This is a genomic window from Bradyrhizobium sp. CSA112, from assembly GCF_029051645.1.
GTDB lineage: Bacteria > Pseudomonadota > Alphaproteobacteria > Rhizobiales > Xanthobacteraceae > Bradyrhizobium.
Genome location: NZ_JAACFS010000002.1, coordinates 35,266 through 58,197, shown reverse-complemented (window position 1 = coordinate 58,197; position 22,932 = coordinate 35,266). Strand labels below are relative to the sequence as shown.

The following is a 22,932-nucleotide window of genomic DNA, read 5'->3' as shown; positions in this document are numbered from 1 at the left end:
CGCTTCACGCGCCGGCCATCGCCTGTTCGATCGCCGACAGCGCCGCATTGGCCTTGGCGCCATCGGGCCCGCCGGCCTGCGCCATGTCGGGCCGCCCGCCGCCGCCCTTGCCGCCGAGCGCCTCGGAGCCCTTGCGCACCAGCTCGACCGCGTTGAAGCGCGCCGTGAGATCGCTCGTGACGCCGACGACGATGCCGGCCTTGCCGTCCTCGGTGACGCCGACGATCGCGACGACGCCGGAGCCGATCTGCTTCTTGCCGTCGTCGACCAGGCTCTTGAGATCCTTGGTCTCGACGCCCTCGATCGCGCGGGCCAAGAACTTGACACCGCCCGCTTCGCGGACGCCGCCGGCCGCCGCCCCGCCATTGGTCGCGCCGCCGCCCATCGCGAGCTTCTTGCGCGCATCCGACAGATCGCGCTCGAGCTTCTTGCGCTCTTCCATCAGCGCCGCGATACGCGCTGGCACATCTTCAATCGAGGTACGAAGCTCGAAGGCCGCGGTCTTCGCCAACGCAATGGTATCGTTGGCGTGCTTGCGGGCGTGACGCCCGGTCAGCGCCTCGATGCGCCGCACGCCGGAGGCCACCGCGCTTTCGCCGGTCACCGAAATGAGACCGATATCGCCGGTGCGGCGCACATGGGTGCCGCCGCACAACTCGACCGACCAGCCGAGAGCGTTCTGCCCTTGCTCGCGGGCCTGCTTGCCCATCGAGACCACGCGGACCTCGTCGCCGTATTTTTCGCCGAACAACGCGCGTGCGCCAGCCTCGCGGGCATCGTCGACCGCCATCAGGCGGGTCGTGACCTCGTCGTTTTCCAGCACGACCTCGTTGGCGATGTCCTCGACACGGGCGAGCTCTTCCGCCGTGATCGGCTTCGGATGCACGAAGTCGAAACGCAGCCGGTCCGGCGCCACCAGCGAGCCGCGCTGGGCGATGTGATCGCCGAGCACCTGCCGCAGCGCCTCATGTAACAGATGCGTCGCCGAGTGATGCGCGCGGATCGAGGAGCGCCTGCCGTGATCGACCTCGAGCTGCAGCGCGGTGCCGACCTTCAGCGTGCCCTGCTCCACCGTGCCGATGTGCACGAAGAGATCGCCGGCCTTCTTCTGCGTATCAGTGACGCGGAACTTGACGCCCTCGCCCATCAGCACGCCGGTGTCGCCGACCTGGCCGCCGGACTCCGCATAGAACGGCGTCTGGTTCAGCACGATCGCGCCGCTCTCGCCGGCCTTGAGGCTGTCGGCATCCTTGCCGTCCTTGACCAGCGCCGTCACCACGCCTTCGGCGCTCTCGGTGTCATAGCCGAGAAATTCGGTGGCGCCGAGTTTTTCGCGCAAGGGGAACCAGACGTTCTCGCTCGCGGTATCGCCGCTTCCCGACCACGACGCGCGCGCCTTGGCTTTCTGCTTTTCCATCGCATCCGAAAACGCCGCCTGATCGACGCTGATGCCGCGCGACTTCAGCGCGTCCTGCGTCAGGTCGAGCGGGAAGCCATAGGTGTCATACAGCGTGAACGCGGTATCGCCGTCGAACATGTCGCCCTTCTTCAGGCCACTGCTCTTCTCGTCGAGGATCGACAGGCCGCGCTCCAGCGTCTTGCGGAAACGCGTCTCTTCCAGCCGCAGCGTTTCCTCGATCAACTTTTCGGCGCGCACCAGTTCGGGATAGGCTTGGCCCATCTCGCGCACCAGCGCCCAGACCAGGCGATGCATCAACGGCTCACGCGCGCCGAGAAGCTGCGCATGGCGCATGGCGCGGCGCATGATCCGGCGCAGCACATAGCCGCGGCCTTCGTTCGACGGCAGCACGCCATCGGAAATCAGGAACGAGGACGCGCGCAGATGGTCGGCGATCACGCGCAACGATGCCTTCTGCTCACCCTTCGGATCGGCCCCGGTCAACTCCGAGATCGCCCGGATCAGGGCGACAAACAGGTCGATGTCGTAATTGTCGTGCTTGCCCTGCAGCACTGCCGCGACGCGTTCCAGTCCGGCGCCGGTGTCGATCGACGGCTTCGGCAGCGGATTGCGCACGCCGCCTTCGAGCTGCTCGAACTGCATGAACACCAGATTCCAGATCTCGATGAAGCGGTCGCCGTCCTGCTCGGCGGAACCCGGAGGACCGCCCCAGATCTTGTCGCCGTGGTCGTAGAAGATTTCCGAGCACGGCCCGCAGGGGCCGGTATCGCCCATCTGCCAGAAATTGTCGGAGCCGGCGATGCGGATGATGCGCGACTCCGGCAGGCCTGCGATCTTCTTCCAGAGATTGAAGGCCTCGTCGTCGTCGATATAGACGGTCGCCGTCAGCTTGTCCTTCGGCAGGCCGAATTCCTTCGTCACCAGATTCCAGGCGAGCTCGATCGCGCGATCCTTGAAGTAATCGCCGAACGAGAAATTGCCGAGCATCTCGAAAAATGTGTGATGCCGCGCGGTGTAGCCGACATTGTCGAGGTCGTTGTGCTTGCCGCCGGCGCGCACGCATTTCTGCGAGGTGGTGGCGCGCTGATAGGGCCGCTTCTCGACGCCGGTGAAGACGTTCTTGAACTGCACCATGCCGGCATTGGTGAACATCAGCGTCGGGTCGTTCCGCGGCACAAGCGGCGACGACGGCACGATCTCGTGGCCGTTCTCCGCAAAGAAATCCAAAAATTTCGACCTGATCTCGTTGACGCCGCTCATGTTCATCCAATCGGAAATGGGGCCGGGTCGGACCCTGTAAAGAGCCTTACTCTTCCGGCGGAACGCTTTTAGACAAGGCGGCCCACGGTGTCCAGAAACTGTGCAGGCGGATCATAGGGTTGCCGCAGCCCACAAGATGGGTACGCACATCCCGTTGATAATGCTGCGACTGCGTTGACAGGCTTGGCAGGCTTGTGTTTCCCTACCTATATTCTAGACGTCACGTCGGGAGAGATCGGCTTAAGCGCCGGCGCCGAAGGAGCAACCGCCCCGGAAACTCTCAGGCAAACGGACCGCGTGACGAAATAGCATCTGGAAAGTGACGCCGGGCGGCTTTGGCCCAGGGTGTCCGCCGACGGGATAATACTCTCAGGCACAGCGACAGATGGGGCTTTCTTTGGGTTTTCGGAGGCTGGTCTCCGGAACCCATGAGGGCCTGACGGATGCTGGCACGAGACAAATCCTCACTGAAACGCACCCCATTGCACGCCCTCCATGTGGCGCGCGGCGGCAAGATGGTGCCCTTCGCGGGCTACGAGATGCCGGTGCAATTCCCGGCCGGCGTGCTCAGGGAACATCTGCACACGCGAGGCGCCGCGGGCCTGTTCGACGTCTCGCATATGGGCCAGCTCGCGCTGCGGCCGAAATCCGGCAAGGTAGAGGACGCGGCGCTGGCGCTGGAGCGGCTGGTGCCTCAGGACATCGTGGCGGTCGCGCCGGGACGGCAGCGCTACGCCCAGTTCACCAATGAAGACGGCGGCATTCTCGACGATCTGATGGTGGCGAATTTCGGCGACCACCTGTTTCTGGTCGTCAATGCCGCCTGCAAGGCCGAGGACGAGGCGCATTTGCGCGCGCATCTCTCGGATATCTGCATCATCGGTTCGCTGCCGGACCGCGCCCTGATCGCGTTGCAGGGGCCGAAAGCGGAATCGGCGCTGGCGAAACTTTGTGCAGACGTGACTGCAATGCGGTTCATGGATACCGGGCCGCGCAAGGTCGCCGGCTTCGACTGCTTCGTCTCGCGCTCCGGCTATACCGGCGAGGACGGTTTTGAGATTTCGGTGCCGGCCGAACAGGCCGAGGCCTTAGTGGCTATGCTGCTGGAAAACCCCGACGTGCTGCCGATCGGACTTGGCGCGCGCGACAGCCTGCGGCTGGAAGCCGGCCTTTGCCTCTATGGCCACGACCTCGACACCACGACGACGCCGGTCGAAGGCGCGCTGGAATGGTCGGTGCAGAAAAGCCGCCGCACCGGCGGCGCGCGCGCCGGCGGATTTCCGGGCGCAGAAAAAATCCTCTCACAGTTTGAAAAAGGCGCATCGCGCCGCCGCGTCGGCTTGCGCGCCGAGGGCCGCGCCCCGGTGCGCGAGGGTGCGCTGCTATTCGGGGATAGCAGTTCCAGCGAGCCGATCGGCAAGGTCACTTCGGGCGGCTTCGGTCCGAGCCTCAATGCACCTGTCGCGATGGGCTATCTGCCGACATCGCTGTCCGCAAACGGCACGTCAGTTTTCGCCGAGGTGCGCGGCCAGCGCCTGCCGCTGCAGGTCGCGGCCATGCCCTTCGTTCCCAACACCTACAAACGCTGAGGAAGTTTCATGACGACGTTGTTCACATCAGACCACGAATGGCTCCGCATCGAGGGCGATGTCGCTACCATTGGCGTCACCGACTACGCGCAATCACAGCTCGGCGACGTCGTGTTCGTCGAACTGCCCAAGGTCGGCCGCTCGCTGAAGAAGGCCGAAGCCGCCGCCGTGGTCGAATCGGTAAAGGCCGCCTCCGATGTCTACGCGCCGATCTCCGGCGAGGTGGTCGAAGTCAACGAAGCGCTCGCCGCCGAACCCGCGCTGGTGAATTCCGATGCCGGCGGCAAGGCCTGGTTCTTCAAGCTCAAGATTGCGGACAAGAGCGAACTCGGCGGCCTGATGGATGAAGCCGCCTACAAGGCGCACACGGCATGAGGGACGCATGACCTTAACCGTCATGCCCCGCGCAGGCGGGGCATCCAGTAACCACCGACATCAGCGATTGAACCGAGACGTCCCGGCGTACTGGATCGTCCGCCTTCGCGGACGATGACACCGAAAGTTTGCAATTCCAGCGAGGCACCCATGAACGCGCCGCTCAAGACAACAGCCGAGGCCGCCACCGATTTCGTGCGCCGCCATATCGGCCCCTCGCCCCGCGACATCAGCGCGATGCTGGACAGCGTCGGCGCGAAAAGCCTCGCTGAACTGATGAGCCAGACGCTGCCGTCGTCGATCCGGCAGAAGGCGCCGCTCGATCTCGGGCGTGCTTTCAGCGAAACCGAGGCGCTGGCGCATATGCGCGAGTTCGCCGCGCAGAACCAGGTGTTCACCTCGCTGATCGGCCAAGGCTATTCCGGCACCATCCTGCCCGCGGTGATCCAGCGCAACATTCTGGAGAACCCGGCCTGGTACACCGCCTATACGCCCTACCAGCCGGAGATCAGCCAGGGCCGGCTGGAAGCTCTGTTCAACTTCCAGACCATGATCTGCGACCTCACCGGGCTCGACGTCGCCAACGCTTCGCTGCTCGATGAAGCAACCGCCGCGGCGGAGGCCATGGCACTGGCCGAGCGCGCCTCGCAGGCGAAATCAAAATCGTTCTTCGTCGATTCGGAAGTGCATCCGCAGACGCTCGCGGTGCTGCGCACCCGCGCCGAGCCGCTGGGCTGGAGCCTGATCGTCGGCGATCCCCTCACCGATCTCGATTCTGTCGACGTGTTCGGCGGCCTGCTGCAATATCCTGCTACGACGGGTGCGGTGCGCGACCTCAGGCCGGCGATTGCGGCGCTGCGCGCCAAGGGAGCGCTGGCCGTCATCGCCGCCGATCTCTTGGCGCTGACGCTGATCGCCTCGCCCGGCGAGCTTGGCGCCGATATCGCAATCGGCTCGGCGCAGCGCTTTGGCGTGCCGATGGGCTATGGCGGCCCGCACGCGGCCTATATGGCGGTGCGCGACGCGCTGAAGCGTTCGCTGCCCGGCCGCATCGTCGGACTGTCGGTGGATTCGCGTGGGGCACCCGCCTATCGGCTGGCGCTGCAAACCCGCGAACAGCATATCCGCCGCGAAAAGGCTACCTCCAACATCTGCACCGCGCAGGTGCTGCTGGCGGTGATCGCTTCGATGTATGCGGTCTATCACGGCCCTGAAGGGCTGACGCATATCGCGCGCACCGTGCACCGCCGCGCGGTGGTGCTGGCGTCGGGGCTTGCCAAGCTCGGCTTTGCGCCGACGTCGCAGGCGTTCTTCGATACCTTCACCGTTCAGGCCGGCGCGAAGCAGGGCGAGATCGTCGCGCGGGCACTCGCGGAACGGATCAATCTGCGGATTGGTAACGGCACGCTCGGTATTGCCGTGGACGAGACTACGACGCCTGATATCGTCGAGGCGGTGTGGCGCGCGTTCGGCGGCAAGCTGTCCTATGCGGACGTCGAACTCGGCGCGCGCGAGACGCTGCCATCAGAACTGAAGCGCGACAGCGCCTTCCTCACCCATCCGGTGTTCCACGCGCACCGCTCCGAGACCGAGCTGTTGCGCTATATGCGCAAGCTCAGTGATCGCGACCTCGCGCTCGACCGCGCGATGATTCCGCTCGGCTCCTGCACCATGAAGCTCAACGCGACCACGGAAATGATTCCGCTGACCTGGCCGGAATTTGCCAGCCTGCATCCGTTTGCCCCTGCGGAGCAGGCGCGCGGCTACCACGCGCTGTTCAAGCGGCTGGAACAATGGCTGTGCGACATCACCGGCTATGATGCGATCTCGCTGCAGCCGAATTCCGGCGCGCAGGGCGAATATGCCGGGCTGCTCGCGATCCGCGCCTATCACGCCGCCCGCGGCGAGCCGCACCGCAAGGTGTGCCTGATCCCCTCCTCCGCGCACGGCACCAACCCGGCCTCCGCCCACATGGCCGGCATGGAGGTGGTGGTGACGGCCTGCGACATCAGGGGCGACGTCGATGTCGACGATCTCCGCGCCAAGGCGGAGAAGCATTCGAAAAATCTCGCAGCCGTGATGATCACCTATCCCTCGACGCATGGCGTGTTCGAGGAACACATCACGGAGATCTGCGACATCGTTCACGGCCATGGCGGCCAGGTCTATCTCGACGGTGCCAACATGAACGCGCAGGTCGGCCTGTCGCGGCCCGGCGATTACGGCGCCGACGTCTCCCATCTCAATCTGCACAAGACGTTCTGCATTCCGCATGGCGGCGGCGGCCCGGGCATGGGCCCGATCGGCGTCAAGGCGCATCTTGCGCCCTATTTGCCAAGCCATCCTTCAACAAGTCATCCTTCAACAGGTCATCCTTCAAATTGCCATCCCGCAACCGACGGCGCGGTGCCGCACCCGGTCGGACCGGTGTCGGCGGCGCCATCAGGCTCGGCGTCGATCCTGACGATCTCCTACATCTATATCCTGATGATGGGCGGCGAAGGCCTGACGCGCGCCACTGAAATGGCGATCCTCAACGCCAACTACATCGCGAACCGGCTCGATCCGCATTTCCCGGTGCTGTACCGGAACGCCAAGGGCCGCGTCGCGCATGAATGCATCGTCGATCCCCGTCCGCTCAAGACCACCAGCGGCGTCACCGTCGATGACATCGCAAAGCGCCTGATCGACTACGGTTTCCACGCGCCGACCATGAGTTTCCCGGTGCCGGGCACGCTGATGATCGAGCCGACCGAATCGGAATCCAAGGCGGAGCTGGATCGGTTCTGCGACGCCATGATCGCGATCCGAAGCGAGATCACGGAGATCGAGATCGGCCGCTGGAAGGTCGAAGCCTCGCCCTTGCGCCACGCCCCGCACACCGTGCACGACATTGTCGATGATGCGTGGAGCCGCGCCTATAGCCGCGCCACGGGTTGCTTCCCCGACGGCATCTCACGCACGGACAAGTATTGGTCCCCGGTCGGCCGCGTCGACAATGTCTATGGCGACCGCAACCTGGTGTGCTCGTGTCCGCCGGTTGAGGATTACGCGCAAGCGGCGGAATAGCTTCGTAGGATGGGTGGAGCGAAGCGATACCCATCATCGTGCCGCACCCGCGGTGATGACCATGATGGGTTTCGCTTTCGCTCTACCCATCCTACGGTCACGCCGCTACGGCGCGGCCCAAAACAAAACGGGCACTGAGGACGTCGGCAACTCAACGTCCGCAGCACCCGTCTGTCGCGTTTCAAACCTTATCGGCCTGAAGCGTCGGAAACTTATTCGTCGCCCGCCGGCTCCTCGCCGTCGGCGTCGCGCTCGGCGGGACCGGCCAGGATCTGCTCGGCGATCAGGCCGGAGTTCTGGCGGATCGCCGTCTCGATCTTGGCGACCATGTCGGGATTGGCCTTGAGGAACGCTTTTGAGTTTTCGCGTCCCTGCCCCAGCCGCTGGCTGTCATAGGAGAACCAGGCGCCGGATTTCTCGACGATGCCGGCCTTGACGCCGAGGTCGAGGATCTCGCCCATCTTGGAAACGCCCTCGCCGTACATGATGTCGAATTCGACCTGCTTGAAGGGCGGCGCCAGCTTGTTCTTCACTACCTTGACGCGGGTGGTGTTGCCGACGACTTCATCGCGCTCCTTGATCGCGCCGATGCGGCGGATGTCGAGGCGGACGGAGGCGTAAAATTTCAGCGCGTTGCCGCCGGTGGTGGTTTCCGGCGAGCCGTACATCACCCCGATCTTCATGCGGATCTGGTTGATGAAGATCACCATGGTGTTGGATTTGTTGATCGAGGCGGTCAGCTTGCGCAGCGCCTGGCTCATCAGCCGCGCCTGCAGGCCGGGCAGCGCATCGCCCATCTCGCCCTCGAGTTCGGCCTTCGGCACCAGCGCCGCAACCGAATCGACCACCAGCACGTCGACCGCGCCGGAGCGCACCAGCGTGTCGCAGATTTCCAGCGCCTGCTCGCCGGTGTCCGGCTGCGAGATCAGGAGTTCGTCGATGTTGACGCCGAGCTTGCGCGCATAGACCGGATCGAGCGCGTGTTCGGCATCGATGAACGCGCAGATACCGCCCTTCTTTTGCCCTTCCGCCACCGTGTGCAGCGCCAGCGTGGTTTTCCCTGAGGATTCCGGCCCGTAGATTTCGACCACCCGCCCCTTCGGCAAGCCGCCCACGCCAAGCGCAATGTCGAGCCCGAGCGAGCCCGAGGAAATGGTCTCGACATCCATCGAGCGGTCGTTCTTGCCCAGCTTCATCACCGAGCCCTTGCCGAACTGGCGCTCGATCTGGGAGAGCGCGGCAGACAGGGCCTTGGTCTTATCCATGGAGGATCCTTCAACGATACGCAGGGCAGTGGCGGACATAATACGTGCTCCTTATGGCGGGGATTCGCGAGCGGGACAAACGGACTTGGCAAGTTCGGGATTCGACGGTGTATAGGAATCCGTACCACATTTGTTCTCTGTTCGCAATATGTTCTTTTGTTGCTTGCGGTACTGGCCTGTTTCCGACCTCGGTGACCTAGTTCGAAATAGCGAGTGGCCTAGTTTGGGTGATTGCCAAACTCGAGAGTACCCTAAGCCTTGGAGCGATGGGCAACTTACGGAGGAGCGATTTGTCATGACCCCTCTCAATAGAAACATACTGATCGCCGCCGTGGTGGTTGTCGCTATAGTGCTCATTTACATGTACGGATTCAATACAACGCCGCCCGCGCCAACACAGAAGTAGCGTCGAAGCGACAAATCAAAGATGTGCAGGGCGCGATTTGGTAGTCAGCGAGGCCGCCTCAGTTGGCTGCCTCTTCCAAATCAATCTTCAATTCGACGGGCTCCATCATTTCGCCGTCATAGATTTGCGAGACGTTCATTGCGAACGTCCGAAACCAGCGAACGCGTTGTGGAGCGGGCCACCCCTTATCGACGGGTGGGATTTTTTTGAGCAACGCGAGCAAGAGCGGGTCGAGATTCAGATTGTCCCCGCCGCCATCTCCACCAGTATGCGCGACGCCGGCAAAGGCGCTGGGCGTCGCGGATCGCGCTTGGAGCATTGGCCCGACGTCGCCGACTGAGACGCCTCCGGATCGGCGGCGCAAGTTCGTAGTAGTCGATGGTGGGAAGGTCTAAAAAGAAGAAGCCCTGCCGGGCTTGGAATCGCCTTGGCAGGACCGCCCTTCGCAGGGTCTTGAGGCTCAACGGTCACCCGCGAGCAATCAAGGCAGATATTGTTATTCGCCGTTCAACCAACAAGAAACGGCCCCAGCTCGGGGACGTCTGAGGCCGTTCTAGGTGGAGCGCTCAGTCGGCGGAGCGCACCCGACTAGTCCAAGGGGCGCGCTCTGCTTTTGTTCCAATCACAGTGGCCTGTTTCGCTTTCACGAGTGGCCTATTTCGGCCAGTACCTTGCTTGCCCAGATACCTAGGAGGGAAAGCAGGGAATGCTCCGCCCTCGTTCACACACCTGGCTATTGCCGCCATTCAATCTCGAAAGACATACCGACTACTAAGTGAGTGGGCCTATTTCGTACCTGCGAGTGGCCTATTTCCGGCCAGGCTCAGGCCCTTGATCACGAAAACAGAAAGACCCCGATCAGCAAACCTGCTGCAAATGCCCAGAGGCCTAATGTGCAAGCCGAGACAATGCGTACGAGAATACGGAGATCCTGCGGGACCTCATGGGATCGATCCGTCATTGCAGCCGTCCCCCCTGAGCAGCAATTGCTGGGGCCGTCCTTTAAATGGCCGGGCGGCATCCCGGCCGCCCGGCCACGCATTAAACCCCAATTCCGGTCCCGTCTGTCCGGCTTCCGACATTGTGGTTTTCGGCGGCCTGATTTGAATTGGCGAGTAGCCTATTTCGGCCGGTACCGTTGGGTGGGTACCTGTCCGTATCGAGTTGGTGTCCCAAGTTGAACTCGTGTCGTAAGTTGAATTTGGCAGTGTTAATTCCAGTTCCACGCCTTCGAACGATTCTCGATCTACCAAGTTGTCCCGACCGGAACCTGGAGGAGACGGGAATGAAATGGACGCTGATAATCGGCGCGGCGCTATTAGCCAGCCCGGCTCTCGCGGACCCTTGGAAAGACGAGAGCGGCAAGGGCCGCTGGGGTGGTGATCGCGGCGGCTACTACGGGCGCAGCTACAACGAAGCCCGCGAGTACAAGCAGGAGTTCTATCGCGGCCCCTGCAAGATCGAACGCAAGTGGGAGCGCAACGGCGAGTACAAAGAAGAGACCAAGTGTAAGGGCTACCGTTCGCGCAGTTGAACCTCGAACACGTAGACCCACAGCGTCCCGGTTGACGGCCTCTTTCTTTGCAGAAGGCCCGAGGCGCTCCTTTTGGCGCCTCATAATCCCCAAGGGGCAATCCACCCCAAGGGCAATCCACCCAAGGGCAATCCGCCGTTCCGGGCAGCGGTAACAACCTTGATCCAGGTCAAGGAAATTAGTCCTGTAAGGACATAACAAGTCCGACATGCTGTCCACTGCGACCATCTGATCCCGGCTAATCGCCGATAAATGACTCGCGCCCGCGAAGTTCCAGGCGCACACTGTTCCCGTCACCTGTGGCCCCACGGCATCTATCGGTGATGAGAACGCGCGATTGCACACGCGTTTGTCTGACGGAATGGAGCAGCAACATGCAGCACCACCGTTACGAGGATATGCTGACTTTCCCTGATCGGCTGGAAAAGGAAGCCGAGAGGCTTCGACAGGAAGCCGAAGCCACGCCCCCGGGACCCGAGCGAGAGGCACTGCTAAAGAAGGCGCGGCAGGCAGAGACCGCGCTCCATATCAACGAATGGCTGACCTCGCCCGGGTTGAAGCCGCCGGCGTAAGGCCGCCTCAATTGGCGGCCTCTCTCAGAGCCTGTCCCGCATCGGCAAGACCCGATCACTAGAGGACTGACGCCGCGACCGGTAGCGTGGCTTCCCGGACACAGGGCCGCGCTTTAAGCTCACTTTTGTACCGTTCCCCCGGAACGGATTCCGCCGCAATGCGTAATGCATCGGATATGCGACGGGTCAGCAACGGGGACCAGAATTGTGCCGGGCAAAAAATATCTAACGGAACAAGCGGCAACCTTTCTCAAGTTCGCAATGGCCAGTACGGATCCGGATGTCGCGGCGGGCTTTCTCGACAAGGCCGCGGACCTTTCGGCCAAGAGTAAAGAGGCGCCGGACGCCAGCCCCCGGCCGCCTGATGTAGAGCAGCCGGAAAGCTAGCTCTCCGATGAGGCCGCCCAACAGCGGCCTCATCGTTTAGTGGCCCGTTGCAAGTCAAGACGCTGACGTCGCTTACAATTTTACGCGTGCTTGCAGTTTCACCTGAACCGTCCGTCAAGAGGCGCACGCTATGTCTTGCGCATGCAGATACAAACGACCGCCCTCGCCTACGAACCCATCCTGCCGACGCTCAACAGCATGGCGCCCATTTCCACACACGGCTCTTGAGCCTCGGCCGCGCCCCGGAACCCTCAAGGGTACCGCAACCGGTCCGACCGGACACGCCGTCGAGAACCGATATTCCGCCACGCCAGCCATATCCCACCCGTCAGCAATAGAAGCAGGCACCACGTCGGCGCCTGCGAGCGGCGGGCCATTGCTGTCCCGTGGGCAATCGCAGCCCGCCATGCCGCTCATCGGCGACGCCCAGCCAAACGACCCCGCCGCATGGGGCAATGCAGCGAGGTCGCCGATGACGGGGAAAATCTGGAGGACCACCCCGTCCTCTCAAAAGATACGTCCCGCCGCAGGGCCTCGTTTCAGCGTCCAAATCGCCCGGCAAATTCGTTTTAAGCGGCGTTGAACCTTTTTTCATTCCGTTCAGACAAAATTCTTGCCTGGGACATTGCATCACTCGGGGAATAGGCCTGCGCCGCCAAGCGACCATACTCCGCTTGCGCGGCGTAGTGCTTTTTTGGGCGTGCCGAAACGGGGCAGGCGATTTGGACGCGCACGGGGTTGAAATGTCGGGGCAAGGATTTTTGCCGCGGCTGCGCGCGGCCAAGCTTATTTTCACCCGATGGAATTCATGAAACTTTGCGGTTCCGCTCCCGTTATTGCAGTGGAATGCGAGAGATTTCCATGAATCATTCATATGATTTACAAGGGCGTTGAATACACCGTGACGGCGGTCGCTCCAGGCATCTGGAAATGGCAATTCCGCATCGGCGACAAGGTCGTCTCAGGCAAGACCGAAGCCAAGCTCAATCTGCTTGCCATCCGGCGGGTCCAGCTTCGGATCGATCGGGAGCTAAAAAAAGTCGAACGGGAATAATCCGCTCACCGGATTCTTCCGCCGGTTTCCCATCGGAGAAGATTTAAGCAATTTCAGGAGTTTAGTGTTGCATGAGCACCGGGCCCATATGCCCGGCAACGTGCTTGGGCCCGTAAAAACCCGGAGTTGATCTTTCCGTATACCAGGAATCCACTCGCCACCTCCCGCGGATCCTCCAAGCCGACCGGCGGTCCATTTTTGCATTTGGTCACTTGCCATGCCGATCTTCTTCTTCAGCGTTCGACATGGCGAGGACGCATGCGTCAGCAACGATGGCGCGGAGTTTGCCGATCATAATGCCGCCTGGAGGGAAATGACCGGGGTCTGCGGCGACATGATCGCGGACGTTTCCCGCAAGCTCCCCGAAAATGCCGAGTGGCAGATGGAATTGCTGGATGAATCCCGGAGGCCCGTATTCCGGATTCGCCTGGTTGCGGAGACCCTGCAAGACACCGGCTAAATAGTCAGGCGTGCGTCTTTCGGGAAGCGGTATCCGGTTCACCGGCCGGCGCAACGCCCTTCCGCAGCTCCCGGGCGGAGATGAACCGGACGCCGACCAGCTCGCCCCTGCGCCAGATCAACGTGCATAGCCGCCGCACCTCGCCACCCGCGGTGAGGGACAGGCCGAACATCTTCGGCACCGCGAGGTCGCCCACATCAAGACAAGCGCCGTTCTCGGAAATGTCGAGGATGTAGCACTCGATCCATGGCGCATCGGGCGCCGGAATCAGGAATCCTGGCTTGTACAAGTCGACCCGAACGAACTTCCGGGCACCGAGGTCTTTGCGGTCTCTCGCCATGATTTCTCCTGTGCGGGGAAACAACTAGGCGGAATACCTCAATACCGGGTTATCGGAATTAGGCAAAAATGGGGGTGTTGGCCGATTCCTGATCAGTGGATCTCATTGCGCCTAATCGGCACTCGCAAGCCGGCGCATCGTGAATTCGATGTCGCCGCCGGGCAGCTCGCGCCAGCTTTCGACCGAGCTCATATAAGCCGCCTTGGGATAGCGGCTGAGAAAGTCACGCGCCCTCGCCCTAGCCTCCTCGCGCGGCAGGGTGAAGGTCTCGCGCAGATAGCCGTCGTCCGGCTTGCGCCGGCCGGCCATCCGGCTCGCGAGATCGCGCGGGCGAAAGACCACGTCGTAACTCCAGACATATGACGACAGGTCCAATATAGGGGCGGCGGCGAATGAATCCTACTCGCCGCTTTCACGAGACTACTGGCTGCTGCTGCCGGTCTTGCTCTTCTTGGCGGGCGCCGCGGCCTTCGCTGCGTCCTTGGGCGCCTCAGCGCCGCGCACGATGCCCCAGGGATCGGAAGAGGCCTTGGCGTCGGGAATCTTCCTCAGGGAATCCTTGTAGGCTTTTTCCCTGATGGCCTCCTGCTCCTTTTCCTCCGGCGATTTGGACACGAGTTCCGGGATCAGGTTGACGTTAGGGGTCTGCGCGTAGGCCGGCACCGTCAACAACACCACCACCGCGGCCGCGCTCAGCATTCTCATGACGCTCTCCTTTGCGTTTTCGCAAATGTACCACCGGCGCAACCGCGCCGCCAAGCACGACGGCCCCAGCCTTTGGTTTGTTGGACACGCGCTCGCAGGCGGCCGGACTGGCAGGATTTCGGCGATTGCGCTCAATCGCGCCGGATCGTGCCGCATTTGAGGCGGGACACCGGTGTTCCCTTCGCCGCAATGACCACTACAATGCGCCGAAACAATATCATCGGGTGAGGGAACAGGCGTTCATGCAACAACAGCCACAAGCAGCCGAATTCGGTATCGCGGAGGCCAGGCGGGTGCTTGGCGAAGTATTTGCGCCATGGGTGATGGATCTCAATCTGTCGATCGAGCGCTTTGACTTCGCGCCATCAGGCGATGCCGCCGACTGGCAGCCGGGCGCGATCCTGCGCCTGCCGTTCTCGGAGCGGCTCTGCCGCAATGGCGGCACGGTCTCGGGCCAGGCGCTGATGGCCTTTGCCGACACCGCGATGGTGATCGCCAATCTCGCCGCCAACCGCGGCTATCGGGCGATGACGACGGTCGACCAGACCACGCATTTCATGCGCGCGGTCTCTGCCTCCGACGTGCTGGCCGATGCGCGCGTGGTCCGCCTCGGACGCACCATGAGCTTCGGCCGCGTCACGCTTCTCGCCGCCGCCGACAACAAACCGGTGGCGATGGTCTCAAGCGCGTTCGCGATGTTGTAGAGAATTGCAGGGTGGGCAAAGGCGTATCTGCGCCGTTCCCACCATCTCTCACCGATCACAATAGGCCGCCCCCGTAGTTCTCTCGTCTTGCCGGAACATGATTCCTCTGGTGTCCTCGCGTTGAGATTGTCGAGGGCCGAACCATGCTCAAAACTGCTCTTGTGATGGCGACCATCACCATCATCGCTTGCGCCGTGGTGATCGCAATTTCCGAACTCCTCTCTCGTGGGCGCCAACCGCAAGCTGGTCCCCCGCCGCGGCGCCGGGCTTTTTAACGACAAGGCCCACCGTACTAAGTCGATTGCTGGCGGGGTGCAGCCCGGTTGGGCGCAGCGACGCCCGGAACCATGTCGAAAATTCTTCCGTTGTCCCTGCGAACGCAGGGACCCATAGCACCGACCCTAGTTGTTTGTGAGGTCGTTGTTATCATCTTGTCTTTTCCAACAGGAACTGCCGCGGAGTATGGGTCCCTGCGTTCACAGGGACGACGATGCAGCGGTTGTGCGGTCACCTACGCCCCTCCACCCTGCGTCGCCGCCAGCGCCACACCAACGTCGTCATCAGAACGATCACCAACCCACCCGCGATCGCCCCGCTCATGAATCGTCCGCCGGGCCGGTCGATGGTGCGCGACTGTAGCGAGGGTGCCTTGCCCGGCCGCGCCAGGCGGAACGCCACCACGCTGTCGCCGATCGTGGTGCCGGATTCGGAATGACCGCCGGCGCCGATCGCGACATATTGCTCGCCCTTCCACAGATAGGTCATGGGATTGGCGACACCCGGCACCGGCAGCCGGCCCTGCCACAGCTCCCGCCCCGACCTGGCGTCGAACGCACGCAAATAAGCATCCATCGCGCCGGTGAAGACGAGACCGCCGGCGGTGATTGCGACGCCACTGACGAGCGGCGTGCCGAAGGGCAAGGCGATGCCGAGCGGCGCGCGATCCTCCGTGGTGCCGACACGGGAACGCCAGAGAATCTTGCCGCCCTTCAGATCGACCGCGACCATCTCGCCCCAGGGCGGCTTGTTGCACAACAGCCCCAAAGGCGACAATGCGACCGCGCGCGTCATCGCAAACGGCGCGCCCTGCTGCCGTCCAAAGTCGTGCCCGGGCGGCGGATCGAACCCTTGCGCTGCCTCGCGCGGAATCAGTTTGACGATATGGATCGCACGCGTCGTATTGGCGTAAAGGATCTGGTTGACGGGATCGAAGGCGGCGCCGCCCCAGTTCACGCCGCCGCCGGTCATCGGAAACACCACGGTGCCTTGCGTCGAGGGCGGAGTGTAGAGACCATCGTTGCGTGCGGAGGCGACTTGCGCGCGGCAGACCCGGCTTTCCCAGAACGGAATCAGGCCGAATACGTCGTCGGCCGAAATTCGCTGCGACAGCAGCGCCGGCACGTGGGTCGGAAACGGCTGCGTCGGCGAGAGCTGCTCGCCTTCGGCGCCGCCCTGCGGCACCGCGCGCTCCTCCACCGGCCATACCGGCTTGCCGGTATCGCGGTCGAGCACGAACACAAATCCCTGCTTGGTCGGCTGGATCACGACGTCGCGCTGGCCATCGCCGGTATCGATGCGTGCCAGCGTCGGCTGCGCCGACAGGTCGTAATCCCAGACATCGTGATGCACGGTTTGAAACGACCAGACCCGTTCGCCGGTCCCGGCGCGCAGCGCCACCACCGAATTGGCGTGATCGTTGTTGCCGGGCCGCTTGCCACCCCAGAAATCCGGGCTAGGCGAAGACGTCGGCAAAAACACCAGGCCGCGCTCCTCGTCCACCGACATCGGCGCCCAGACGTTGGCATGGCCGGCATTGATGCCGCTATGGTCAAGCGGATCGAAGCTCCAGCGCGGACGCCCTGTTCGCGCATCGAAGGCACGTACCGTTCCGGCCGGCGCCTCGACGCGTCGATTGTCCGCAATCGCAGAGCCGATGATCATGGTATCGCTGATAATGACGGGAGCCGATGTGATCTGGAATTCGCCGGGCCATTCCAGCGGCGTGCCGATCTCGATTCCGACCTCGCCATTGGCGCCGAATTCGGCGCAAGGCGCGCCGGACCTCGCGTCGAGCGCGATCAAGCGTGCGTCGTTGGTACCCATGAATATCCGTGCGCGGCAGGCGGCGTTATCGGGCGCCTTGTCGTCGACCCAATAAGCCACGCCGCGGCAAGTGTAGCGGTTGGCCGGGCGCTGATTGGTCGAGATATTCGGATCGTATCGCCACTTCTGCGCGCCGCTACCGGGATCGAGTGCAATAACCTCGTTGAATGGCGAGCAGAAGATCAGGCTGTCCTCGACCAGCAGCGGGGTCGCCTGAAACTTGGTCCGCCTCATCACGTCAGGCGCGCGGCGGTCGAGATCGCCGGTGCGAAACTCCCAGGCGCGGACGAGATTGCCGACATTGTCCGGCGTGATCTGGGTAAGCGGCGAAAACCGCAATCCCCCGCGATCGCCGCCCCAATGCTCCCAGGCGGAAGCCGGAATCGAGATACAGACGAAGATGGCAACAAAGGAAGTAAACAGACGAACCGGATTTCGCATCCTACCCCCGCAAGCGCAGCACAACGCTTGCGGGATCGGTTACCCTATTGGCACCTCAGTATCTACCCCGGCCGCCATGGTCGCCATAGTGGCCGCCGCGGCCACCGCCAAACCCGCCAAGGCCAATTCCGATGCCGATGCTGACCGGCGGTGGCGGCGGCGGCTCGTACACCTCGCGCGGCGGCGGACGGCGAACGACCACGACGTCGTCATCTACCTCGCGCCGACGTGGCGGCTTGCGATCGACCCGCTTCGGCGGCTCCGGCTCGACGCGCTTGACCGGCACATTGACCTTGATCTTCGGCTGCTGCGGCGGCTGCACGTTGCAGGGACACATCGGCGCGGCGAGCGCGACGTTTTGCGGCACGGCGCCCGCGCCGGCGACAACCGGAGGCGTGAAGTCGGGACGGTTGCGCAGCCGCTCTTCCAGCTTGCGCGCGGTTGCGCTGAGATCGCTGTCGGGGAATCTCGCCAGGAACGAGCGATAGCCGGACGCGGTATTGATCAGCACCGCGTTATTCCACGCCACCATGCGCCGGTGCCGAACCAGCCAATCGCGCGCCAGCCGCCCGAGCGCCGTCTGCGGGAAGAGGCCGGCAAAAGCCTCATACGCTTCGTCGGTGCCGTCGGCTACGATCAGCTCGTTTGCCGCCTCGACCGGCTTGCCCTTCAGATCGCGGGTCCACTCGGCGACCGTCTTCTTCGGAGCCGCTGCAGGCTTCGGCCCGGCGATCGACGCGCCCGAAAAGCGGAAATCCTCGGTCAGCGAGGAGCTGTCCCACGGCGTCTGCCGCCCTTCGGTGACCTTGTTCACCGCAAGCCGCACCCGCTTGAAGGTCTCCTCGATCGGAATGTTCTGCTCCTTGCCGGCCGCCAGCAGCGCGTTCGTATACGGGCTGTTGGAGCCGGAGCCGTCTTCGGCGACTGCGCCGGGCGACGTCGAGAACGACAGGAAGGTGCCGGGCGCGCCGACCTTGGCATCGACGAGGGCAAGCCCGCTGCCGGCGGTCTTGAGGTCAGGGAATGGATTGTTGCGGCAGGCGTCGAGCATCAGGATGCGCATCTTGCTCGGCACCGAGGTCAACGTGTTCAGGATGTCGTTGAGGCGCACCGCCTGGATCGGAATGTCGGCTTCGCGCTTCGGATCGATGTCGATCGGCACCAGAAAATTCTCGCCGTCGATCTGCAGCCCATGGCCGGCATAAAACACCAGCGCAACCGTGTCGGCACCCTTGGCCGCGACCTTGCCGGCGAATTCGCTGACCACCTCTCGCATCTGGCCCTGCGAAAGATCGGAGGCCGTCGAAACTTCGAAGCCGGAATCGGTCAGCAATTGCGTGACCGCCTTGGCGTCATTGGCTGGATTGGGCAGCGCCGGCACCGAGCGATAGGCGGACTGGCCGATCACCAGCGCGAGGCGATTTTCGGCGAATGCGGACGGCGTGCCCAGAAGCAACGCGGCGGGAACCGTCAACTTGAGCAGCGCGTGACGGAACATGATGCCACCTCCCCGACAATACAGGCTGTGGATTGGTCATGGGCCCGCAGCCAAAGGTTCAAGCCGGCGGCGCCATGTGAGGCGTGGCGACGGCCCGATTCAGCGGCGACCTTGTCGCAGGCCCAAGCGTCGCGCAGTGATGTGAATCACAGTCTCAGAATTGTTATGTCGTCTGCACCGCCTCTGTCCGGAACGGCGCCTCCGCGCTAAAAAACCTCCGATGCGGCGGATCGTGATTCATATAACGCTGGTTGTGGGCGCAGCGCTGACACTTGTGGGGTGCGGCTTCGCCGATATCCGCTCACCGGTGCCGGAGTTCATGCGCGCCAAGGCGCCCGAGCCGGCCCCGCTCGAGCCGGCGCCCGACGTCAAGCGCATGCTGAAGGAGAAACTGGACTCGGTATTCACGGCGGCCTCGCAGCCGACCCATGTTCGCGTTTCCGAGCCGCGCCCCAACCTCCGCGGACCCGGCTGGACCGCATGCGTCAAGGCCGAAGTGATTTCGGTGACCGGCAAGCCGCTGGGCACGCAGACCTACCGAATCGAGATTTCCGAAGGCGTGATTGCCGATCGCCGGCAGATCGAGCCGGAAGATACCTGTACGAGCGAGAGCTACGAGCCAATCTAGCCCTACAGGCAGCGGGTCGTCGCCCGGACCGGACAGAGCTTCAGCGCACTGGTCAGCGAAAACAGCACCCGCGCCCCGCGGGTGGGATTGTCGGGCGCGCGATAGCTGAGCGGCGCGGCAGCGCCGATGTCGGCCTGCAGGCCGTCGGCGAGGAAGAAGCGGACGCCACCGCCGGCGGAGGTCAGCGAAAGGCCATCGCTGAGCCGATAGCCCGAGTTCCAGGCAACGCCGCTGTCGACGAAACCGTAGACTTGGTAGCCGCTCAGATATTGAAGGTTCGTCTTTTGGTCGAAGCGCAGTTCCGCCGAGCCCGCCAGACCGTTATCGCCGCTGATCTCGGCGCTGCCATAGCCGCGTCCGAACGCGATGCCGCCGAGATAGAATTGCTGCAAGGTGAACAGCGGGCCGGACGCCGTCTGGCCGGCCGAGGCAAGTTTCAGCGACCATGCATCCGACAGCGTCTGGTAACGCGTGAACCAGAAATTCAGCGCGGAGAATTTGCCGGATGCGCCGTTGCGCGACAGAAAGTCGTCGCCGCGGTGCGAGGCACCGAGTATGTCGAGGCCCTGGCGATAATTCACCGTCAGATAATTGGTGCCGCCGAAATTGTCCTGCAGCCGGTAATCCGACGTGAGACCGGCGGTGCGGATGCGGTCGGCGTAGATCGGGCCGAACACATCGTTTTCGGTGGCATTGGTGAATCCGGCCGCCGCGGTAAGCGTCAGGCTGGACTTCTGCGATTGCAACGGCGCGATGCTGCCGCGAATTTCGAACGACTCGGTCTTGATGTTATCGCTGTAGAGGCGACGGTAGTCGCCGGGCCAAACCTCGCTGTAGTATCCCGACGCACCGATGCGGGCGCCGTCGGTGCCGACGGGAATCTCGTAGGACAGACGGCCGAACGCGAGCTGCCGCGGATCGCCGGGCGTGGTGGAGAGGTTGAACACCAGCGAGTCGCCTGGCGTGAGATAGGAGTTGAACGCCGCCGTCCCGTAGCTTTGCCACGGCCCGACCGACGACGATCCGAGATTATCGACGCCGAACGAGGTAAAGACGTGCCAGGTCTTCAGAGACAGGATCAGGCGGAACTGGCCGCTCGCGGTGCCGATCTCCTCGATCGCAGTGTCCTCGATCCGCACGCCAGGCCGGCCGTTGATCAGAAGCAATTTCCGCTCGAGAGTCGCAAGCCGCGAAGGCCGCTCCGTCAGCACGGCTTCGAGCATCGGCCGGACACCGAATTGTTCGGCGCCGTCTCCCTTCAGCGTCAGCTCCGTGATGCTGGCTTCGATGACTTGAATATGAAGCCGGCCGCCCTGGATGTCCTGCGGCGGAACGATCGCCCGGCTGAGGTGAAAGCCGGCGGCGCGATAGACGTCGCTCACCGCGGTGGCGATAGTCGCCAGGTCGGCCTGCGATACTTGTTTGCCGATGTAGGGTTGATACGTCGTAACCAGCCGGTCCTGCGGGATCGCGACGGCGCCGCTGATCGTGACGCGCTTAAGCATGAACAGCGGTTTGGAATCCCCCTGCCCCTCCGTCCCCGCGAATTGCGGCGACGGCAACCGGGGCCGTCCATTGGCACCCTGGCTCGATTGCTGATCCTCGAAACGTTTTTCGATCTGTCTCGGATCATAACCGGGCTGGTTCGCGTGCTGCGCGTGCGCGGGAGAACAGGCGGTGCACAAACCGAGACCAACCATCAGCAGGCAAAATCGGACAATGACCACTGCACACATACTTCTCAGTACATCTACGGAGAGGAACCTCTGCACATGGGTGAAGCCGCTAGCCATATGATTTCAATAGAGTTTTATGGTGAACGGATGGTTAATTCGATTCTTTGGAAGTAAGGCTTTCGCTCACTCAATGTTGAAACATTTCCGATAGTCGTTCGGGATAAAGCGGCAATCGGAGAGAGTTTCATGCGTGCGATCCTTCACGTCACAAGAGCCCTCGGGACAGCGTTCGTCCTGGCGACGACTTCCGCCGCTTTCGCTGCCGACGGCGACGACTGGACCGTGCACAAGTCCTCGGGCGAAGTATGGCTCTCTGGCACCGGCGTGCAGCAGGCATCGCTAAAACAAGAAGACATGTTGAAGCCCGGCGACACCGTTCGCACCGGCCGCACCGGACGCGTCCTCCTGAGGCGCGGCGACGAAATGATCCTGGTTTCGCCGAATTCCGTTGTCGGCGTCCCCGCCCAGAAGAAGGAAGGACTCTCGACGACTATCGTGCAGCAGGCCGGCTCCATCCTGCTCGACGTCGAAAAGCGCAACGTCAAACATTTCGAGGTCGAGACCCCCTACCTCGCGGCGGTGGTGAAGGGCACGCAATTCCGCGTCACCGTCAATGCAGGGAAGACCACCGTCGACGTGGTCCGCGGTCAGGTTGAAGTCGCAGATTTCAAGTCGGGTCAGATCGCCCAGGTGATGGCGGGCCAACACGCAACGGCGTTCGCCACCGGCAAGACCGGCCTCTCGCTGGGCGGTCCGGGCACCCTCGCCCCGATCGAGCAAGGCAAGCCGCGCGCGCCGTCGGTCGAGCGCGTTCCGGTACCGCGCGGAGGCTTTACCGCGATCCGCCACGCCACGAATGGACAGGCCGCCCAGCCGTTGCGGCATGCAAGCGTGCAGCCCGCAAAGCACGCCGTCACCCGCATCTCGTCATCGATCGGTGAAGTCCGGGTGAACTTCCATCGCGTTACTAACGGCCTCGCCCATGGTGCTACGCCCTCAGGGAGCGTGGCGCGGGGCGTGGCCGACACCAATACGGTCTGGAAGTCATCCGGCTCCGACTCGGCCGCCGCCAACAATGGTCAAGGAGATAATGGGAGTGGAGCTGCCGCGAGTGCTGCCGGTCGGACCAATGCAAGCGCGGTGGCGGCCATCGCCGGAGGCAACGCCAATAGCGGCAACAGCGGCAACGGCAATAGCGGCAGTGATAATGCCGCCAGCGGAAGCGGCAACGGCGCTAACGGCAGCGGAAGCGCCAACGGCGCCAATGGCAGCGGCCGTGGCAACGGTCATGCCAACAACGGCGGCGGAAACGGAAGAGGCCGCTAGCCACATCATCAACTGCGAAAGTTGGCGATCCCCTGGACCGAACGGCTCCTCTAACCTGAA

At 63.1% G+C, this 22,932-nt stretch carries 20 protein-coding genes and 1 riboswitch; of the genes, 11 read left to right on the top strand and 9 right to left on the bottom strand.

What is annotated here, in order from left to right:
- Positions 1-4: 4 nt before the first annotated feature.
- The gene (alaS, locus tag GWE18_RS05165) at positions 5-2,680 is read right to left on the bottom strand and encodes an alanine--tRNA ligase (protein WP_275184734.1); all 2,676 of its coding nucleotides are present in this window, start codon (positions 2,678-2,680) and stop codon (positions 5-7) included.
- Between the two features lie 215 nt (positions 2,681-2,895).
- A riboswitch (glycine riboswitch) is annotated at positions 2,896-2,986 on the top strand.
- A gap of 137 nt (positions 2,987-3,123) precedes the next feature.
- Here alaS and gcvT point away from each other — a divergent pair.
- The 3 genes from gcvT to gcvP all read left to right on the top strand — a co-directional run bounded on the left by gcvT (position 3,124) and on the right by gcvP (position 7,713).
- Positions 3,124-4,269, top strand: coding sequence for a glycine cleavage system aminomethyltransferase GcvT (gcvT, locus tag GWE18_RS05160; protein WP_275184733.1), 1,146 nt, complete (start codon positions 3,124-3,126; stop codon positions 4,267-4,269).
- 9 nt (positions 4,270-4,278) lie between these two features.
- A complete protein-coding gene (gene gcvH / locus GWE18_RS05155; protein WP_057848590.1) occupies positions 4,279-4,644 on the top strand; it encodes a glycine cleavage system protein GcvH in 366 nt (121 codons plus the stop codon).
- A 150-nt stretch (positions 4,645-4,794) separates the two neighbouring features.
- Positions 4,795-7,713 (top strand): aminomethyl-transferring glycine dehydrogenase, encoded by a 2,919-nt coding sequence (gene gcvP, locus GWE18_RS05150; protein ID WP_275184732.1) that lies wholly within the window; start codon positions 4,795-4,797, stop codon positions 7,711-7,713.
- A 212-nt stretch (positions 7,714-7,925) separates the two neighbouring features.
- Here gcvP and recA read toward each other — a convergent pair whose 3' ends face one another.
- Positions 7,926-9,017, bottom strand: a complete 1,092-nt coding sequence (recA, locus tag GWE18_RS05145; protein WP_057848592.1) for a recombinase RecA — start codon at positions 9,015-9,017, stop codon at positions 7,926-7,928.
- Positions 9,018-9,442: 425 nt separating this feature from the next.
- Positions 9,443-9,703: a hypothetical protein gene (locus tag GWE18_RS05140; RefSeq protein ID WP_275184731.1), complete on the bottom strand. Its 261-nt coding sequence runs from the start codon at positions 9,701-9,703 to the stop codon at positions 9,443-9,445.
- 966 nt (positions 9,704-10,669) lie between these two features.
- On the opposite strand from GWE18_RS05140, the gene GWE18_RS05135 reads away from it, so the two are divergent.
- The 5 genes from GWE18_RS05135 (at position 10,670) to GWE18_RS05115 (ending at position 13,391) form a co-directional block, all read left to right on the top strand.
- A complete protein-coding gene (locus GWE18_RS05135) occupies positions 10,670-10,918 on the top strand; it encodes a hypothetical protein (RefSeq protein ID WP_275184730.1) in 249 nt (82 codons plus the stop codon).
- Positions 10,919-11,292: 374 nt separating this feature from the next.
- The gene (locus GWE18_RS05130; RefSeq protein WP_275184729.1) at positions 11,293-11,490 is read left to right on the top strand and encodes a hypothetical protein; all 198 of its coding nucleotides are present in this window, start codon (positions 11,293-11,295) and stop codon (positions 11,488-11,490) included.
- 261 nt (positions 11,491-11,751) lie between these two features.
- Positions 11,752-11,877 carry a hypothetical protein gene (locus GWE18_RS05125; protein WP_275184728.1) on the top strand — a complete coding sequence of 42 codons (126 nt, stop codon included), beginning with the start codon at positions 11,752-11,754 and terminating at the stop codon, positions 11,875-11,877.
- Between the two features lie 874 nt (positions 11,878-12,751).
- Positions 12,752-12,931 carry a hypothetical protein gene (locus GWE18_RS05120; RefSeq protein WP_057848596.1) on the top strand — a complete coding sequence of 60 codons (180 nt, stop codon included), beginning with the start codon at positions 12,752-12,754 and terminating at the stop codon, positions 12,929-12,931.
- Between the two features lie 217 nt (positions 12,932-13,148).
- Positions 13,149-13,391, top strand: coding sequence for a hypothetical protein (locus GWE18_RS05115; RefSeq protein WP_275184727.1), 243 nt, complete (start codon positions 13,149-13,151; stop codon positions 13,389-13,391).
- Positions 13,392-13,395: 4 nt separating this feature from the next.
- Here GWE18_RS05115 and GWE18_RS05110 read toward each other — a convergent pair whose 3' ends face one another.
- The 3 genes from GWE18_RS05110 to GWE18_RS05100 form a co-directional block, all read right to left on the bottom strand.
- Positions 13,396-13,731 carry a PilZ domain-containing protein gene (locus tag GWE18_RS05110; RefSeq protein ID WP_057848598.1) on the bottom strand — a complete coding sequence of 112 codons (336 nt, stop codon included), beginning with the start codon at positions 13,729-13,731 and terminating at the stop codon, positions 13,396-13,398.
- 111 nt (positions 13,732-13,842) lie between these two features.
- Positions 13,843-14,073, bottom strand: a complete 231-nt coding sequence (locus GWE18_RS05105) for a hypothetical protein (protein ID WP_156437954.1) — start codon at positions 14,071-14,073, stop codon at positions 13,843-13,845.
- Between the two features lie 78 nt (positions 14,074-14,151).
- Positions 14,152-14,436 carry a hypothetical protein gene (locus GWE18_RS05100; RefSeq protein ID WP_275184726.1) on the bottom strand — a complete coding sequence of 95 codons (285 nt, stop codon included), beginning with the start codon at positions 14,434-14,436 and terminating at the stop codon, positions 14,152-14,154.
- A gap of 242 nt (positions 14,437-14,678) precedes the next feature.
- Between GWE18_RS05100 and GWE18_RS05095 the strand changes: the two genes are divergently transcribed.
- Positions 14,679-15,140, top strand: coding sequence for a PaaI family thioesterase (locus tag GWE18_RS05095; RefSeq protein WP_275184725.1), 462 nt, complete (start codon positions 14,679-14,681; stop codon positions 15,138-15,140).
- Positions 15,141-15,647: 507 nt separating this feature from the next.
- Here GWE18_RS05095 and GWE18_RS05090 read toward each other — a convergent pair.
- Both GWE18_RS05090 and GWE18_RS05085 read right to left on the bottom strand, forming a co-directional pair.
- Entirely contained in the window at positions 15,648-17,684 is a 2,037-nt protein-coding gene (locus GWE18_RS05090) for a pyrroloquinoline quinone-dependent dehydrogenase (RefSeq protein WP_275184724.1), read from the bottom strand.
- Positions 17,685-17,739: 55 nt separating this feature from the next.
- Complete coding sequence (locus GWE18_RS05085; RefSeq protein WP_275184723.1) at positions 17,740-19,182, bottom strand: caspase family protein; 1,443 nt, start codon at positions 19,180-19,182, stop codon at positions 17,740-17,742.
- 232 nt (positions 19,183-19,414) lie between these two features.
- Between GWE18_RS05085 and GWE18_RS05080 the strand changes: the two genes are divergently transcribed.
- Positions 19,415-19,810 carry a hypothetical protein gene (locus GWE18_RS05080; RefSeq protein ID WP_275184722.1) on the top strand — a complete coding sequence of 132 codons (396 nt, stop codon included), beginning with the start codon at positions 19,415-19,417 and terminating at the stop codon, positions 19,808-19,810.
- 2 nt (positions 19,811-19,812) lie between these two features.
- On the opposite strand, the gene GWE18_RS05075 is transcribed toward GWE18_RS05080, so the two are convergent.
- On the bottom strand, positions 19,813-21,510 hold the full coding sequence (locus GWE18_RS05075) for a ShlB/FhaC/HecB family hemolysin secretion/activation protein (protein ID WP_275184721.1): 1,698 nt from the start codon (positions 21,508-21,510) through the stop codon (positions 19,813-19,815).
- Between the two features lie 222 nt (positions 21,511-21,732).
- Between GWE18_RS05075 and GWE18_RS05070 the strand changes: the two genes are divergently transcribed.
- Positions 21,733-22,872 (top strand): FecR family protein, encoded by a 1,140-nt coding sequence (locus tag GWE18_RS05070; protein ID WP_275184720.1) that lies wholly within the window; start codon positions 21,733-21,735, stop codon positions 22,870-22,872.
- Positions 22,873-22,932: the final 60 nt, after the last annotated feature.

Coding starts and splice junctions, on each gene's coding strand:
- GWE18_RS05140 (WP_275184731.1), bottom strand. CDS start 9,703: ATGCTCCAAGCGCGATCCGCGACGCCCAGCGCCTTTGCCGGCGTCGCG.
- GWE18_RS05075 (WP_275184721.1), bottom strand. CDS start 21,510: ATGGTTGGTCTCGGTTTGTGCACCGCCTGTTCTCCCGCGCACGCGCAG.
- GWE18_RS05085 (WP_275184723.1), bottom strand. CDS start 19,182: ATGTTCCGTCACGCGCTGCTCAAGTTGACGGTTCCCGCCGCGTTGCTT.
- recA (WP_057848592.1), bottom strand. CDS start 9,017: ATGTCCGCCACTGCCCTGCGTATCGTTGAAGGATCCTCCATGGATAAG.
- GWE18_RS05110 (WP_057848598.1), bottom strand. CDS start 13,731: ATGGCGAGAGACCGCAAAGACCTCGGTGCCCGGAAGTTCGTTCGGGTC.
- GWE18_RS05070 (WP_275184720.1), top strand. CDS start 21,733: ATGCGTGCGATCCTTCACGTCACAAGAGCCCTCGGGACAGCGTTCGTC.
- GWE18_RS05130 (WP_275184729.1), top strand. CDS start 11,293: ATGCAGCACCACCGTTACGAGGATATGCTGACTTTCCCTGATCGGCTG.
- alaS (WP_275184734.1), bottom strand. CDS start 2,680: ATGAGCGGCGTCAACGAGATCAGGTCGAAATTTTTGGATTTCTTTGCG.
- GWE18_RS05135 (WP_275184730.1), top strand. CDS start 10,670: ATGAAATGGACGCTGATAATCGGCGCGGCGCTATTAGCCAGCCCGGCT.
- GWE18_RS05095 (WP_275184725.1), top strand. CDS start 14,679: ATGCAACAACAGCCACAAGCAGCCGAATTCGGTATCGCGGAGGCCAGG.
- GWE18_RS05100 (WP_275184726.1), bottom strand. CDS start 14,436: ATGAGAATGCTGAGCGCGGCCGCGGTGGTGGTGTTGTTGACGGTGCCG.
- gcvP (WP_275184732.1), top strand. CDS start 4,795: ATGAACGCGCCGCTCAAGACAACAGCCGAGGCCGCCACCGATTTCGTG.
- gcvT (WP_275184733.1), top strand. CDS start 3,124: ATGCTGGCACGAGACAAATCCTCACTGAAACGCACCCCATTGCACGCC.
- GWE18_RS05125 (WP_275184728.1), top strand. CDS start 11,752: ATGGCCAGTACGGATCCGGATGTCGCGGCGGGCTTTCTCGACAAGGCC.
- GWE18_RS05090 (WP_275184724.1), bottom strand. CDS start 17,684: ATGCGAAATCCGGTTCGTCTGTTTACTTCCTTTGTTGCCATCTTCGTC.
- GWE18_RS05115 (WP_275184727.1), top strand. CDS start 13,149: ATGCCGATCTTCTTCTTCAGCGTTCGACATGGCGAGGACGCATGCGTC.
- GWE18_RS05120 (WP_057848596.1), top strand. CDS start 12,752: ATGATTTACAAGGGCGTTGAATACACCGTGACGGCGGTCGCTCCAGGC.
- gcvH (WP_057848590.1), top strand. CDS start 4,279: ATGACGACGTTGTTCACATCAGACCACGAATGGCTCCGCATCGAGGGC.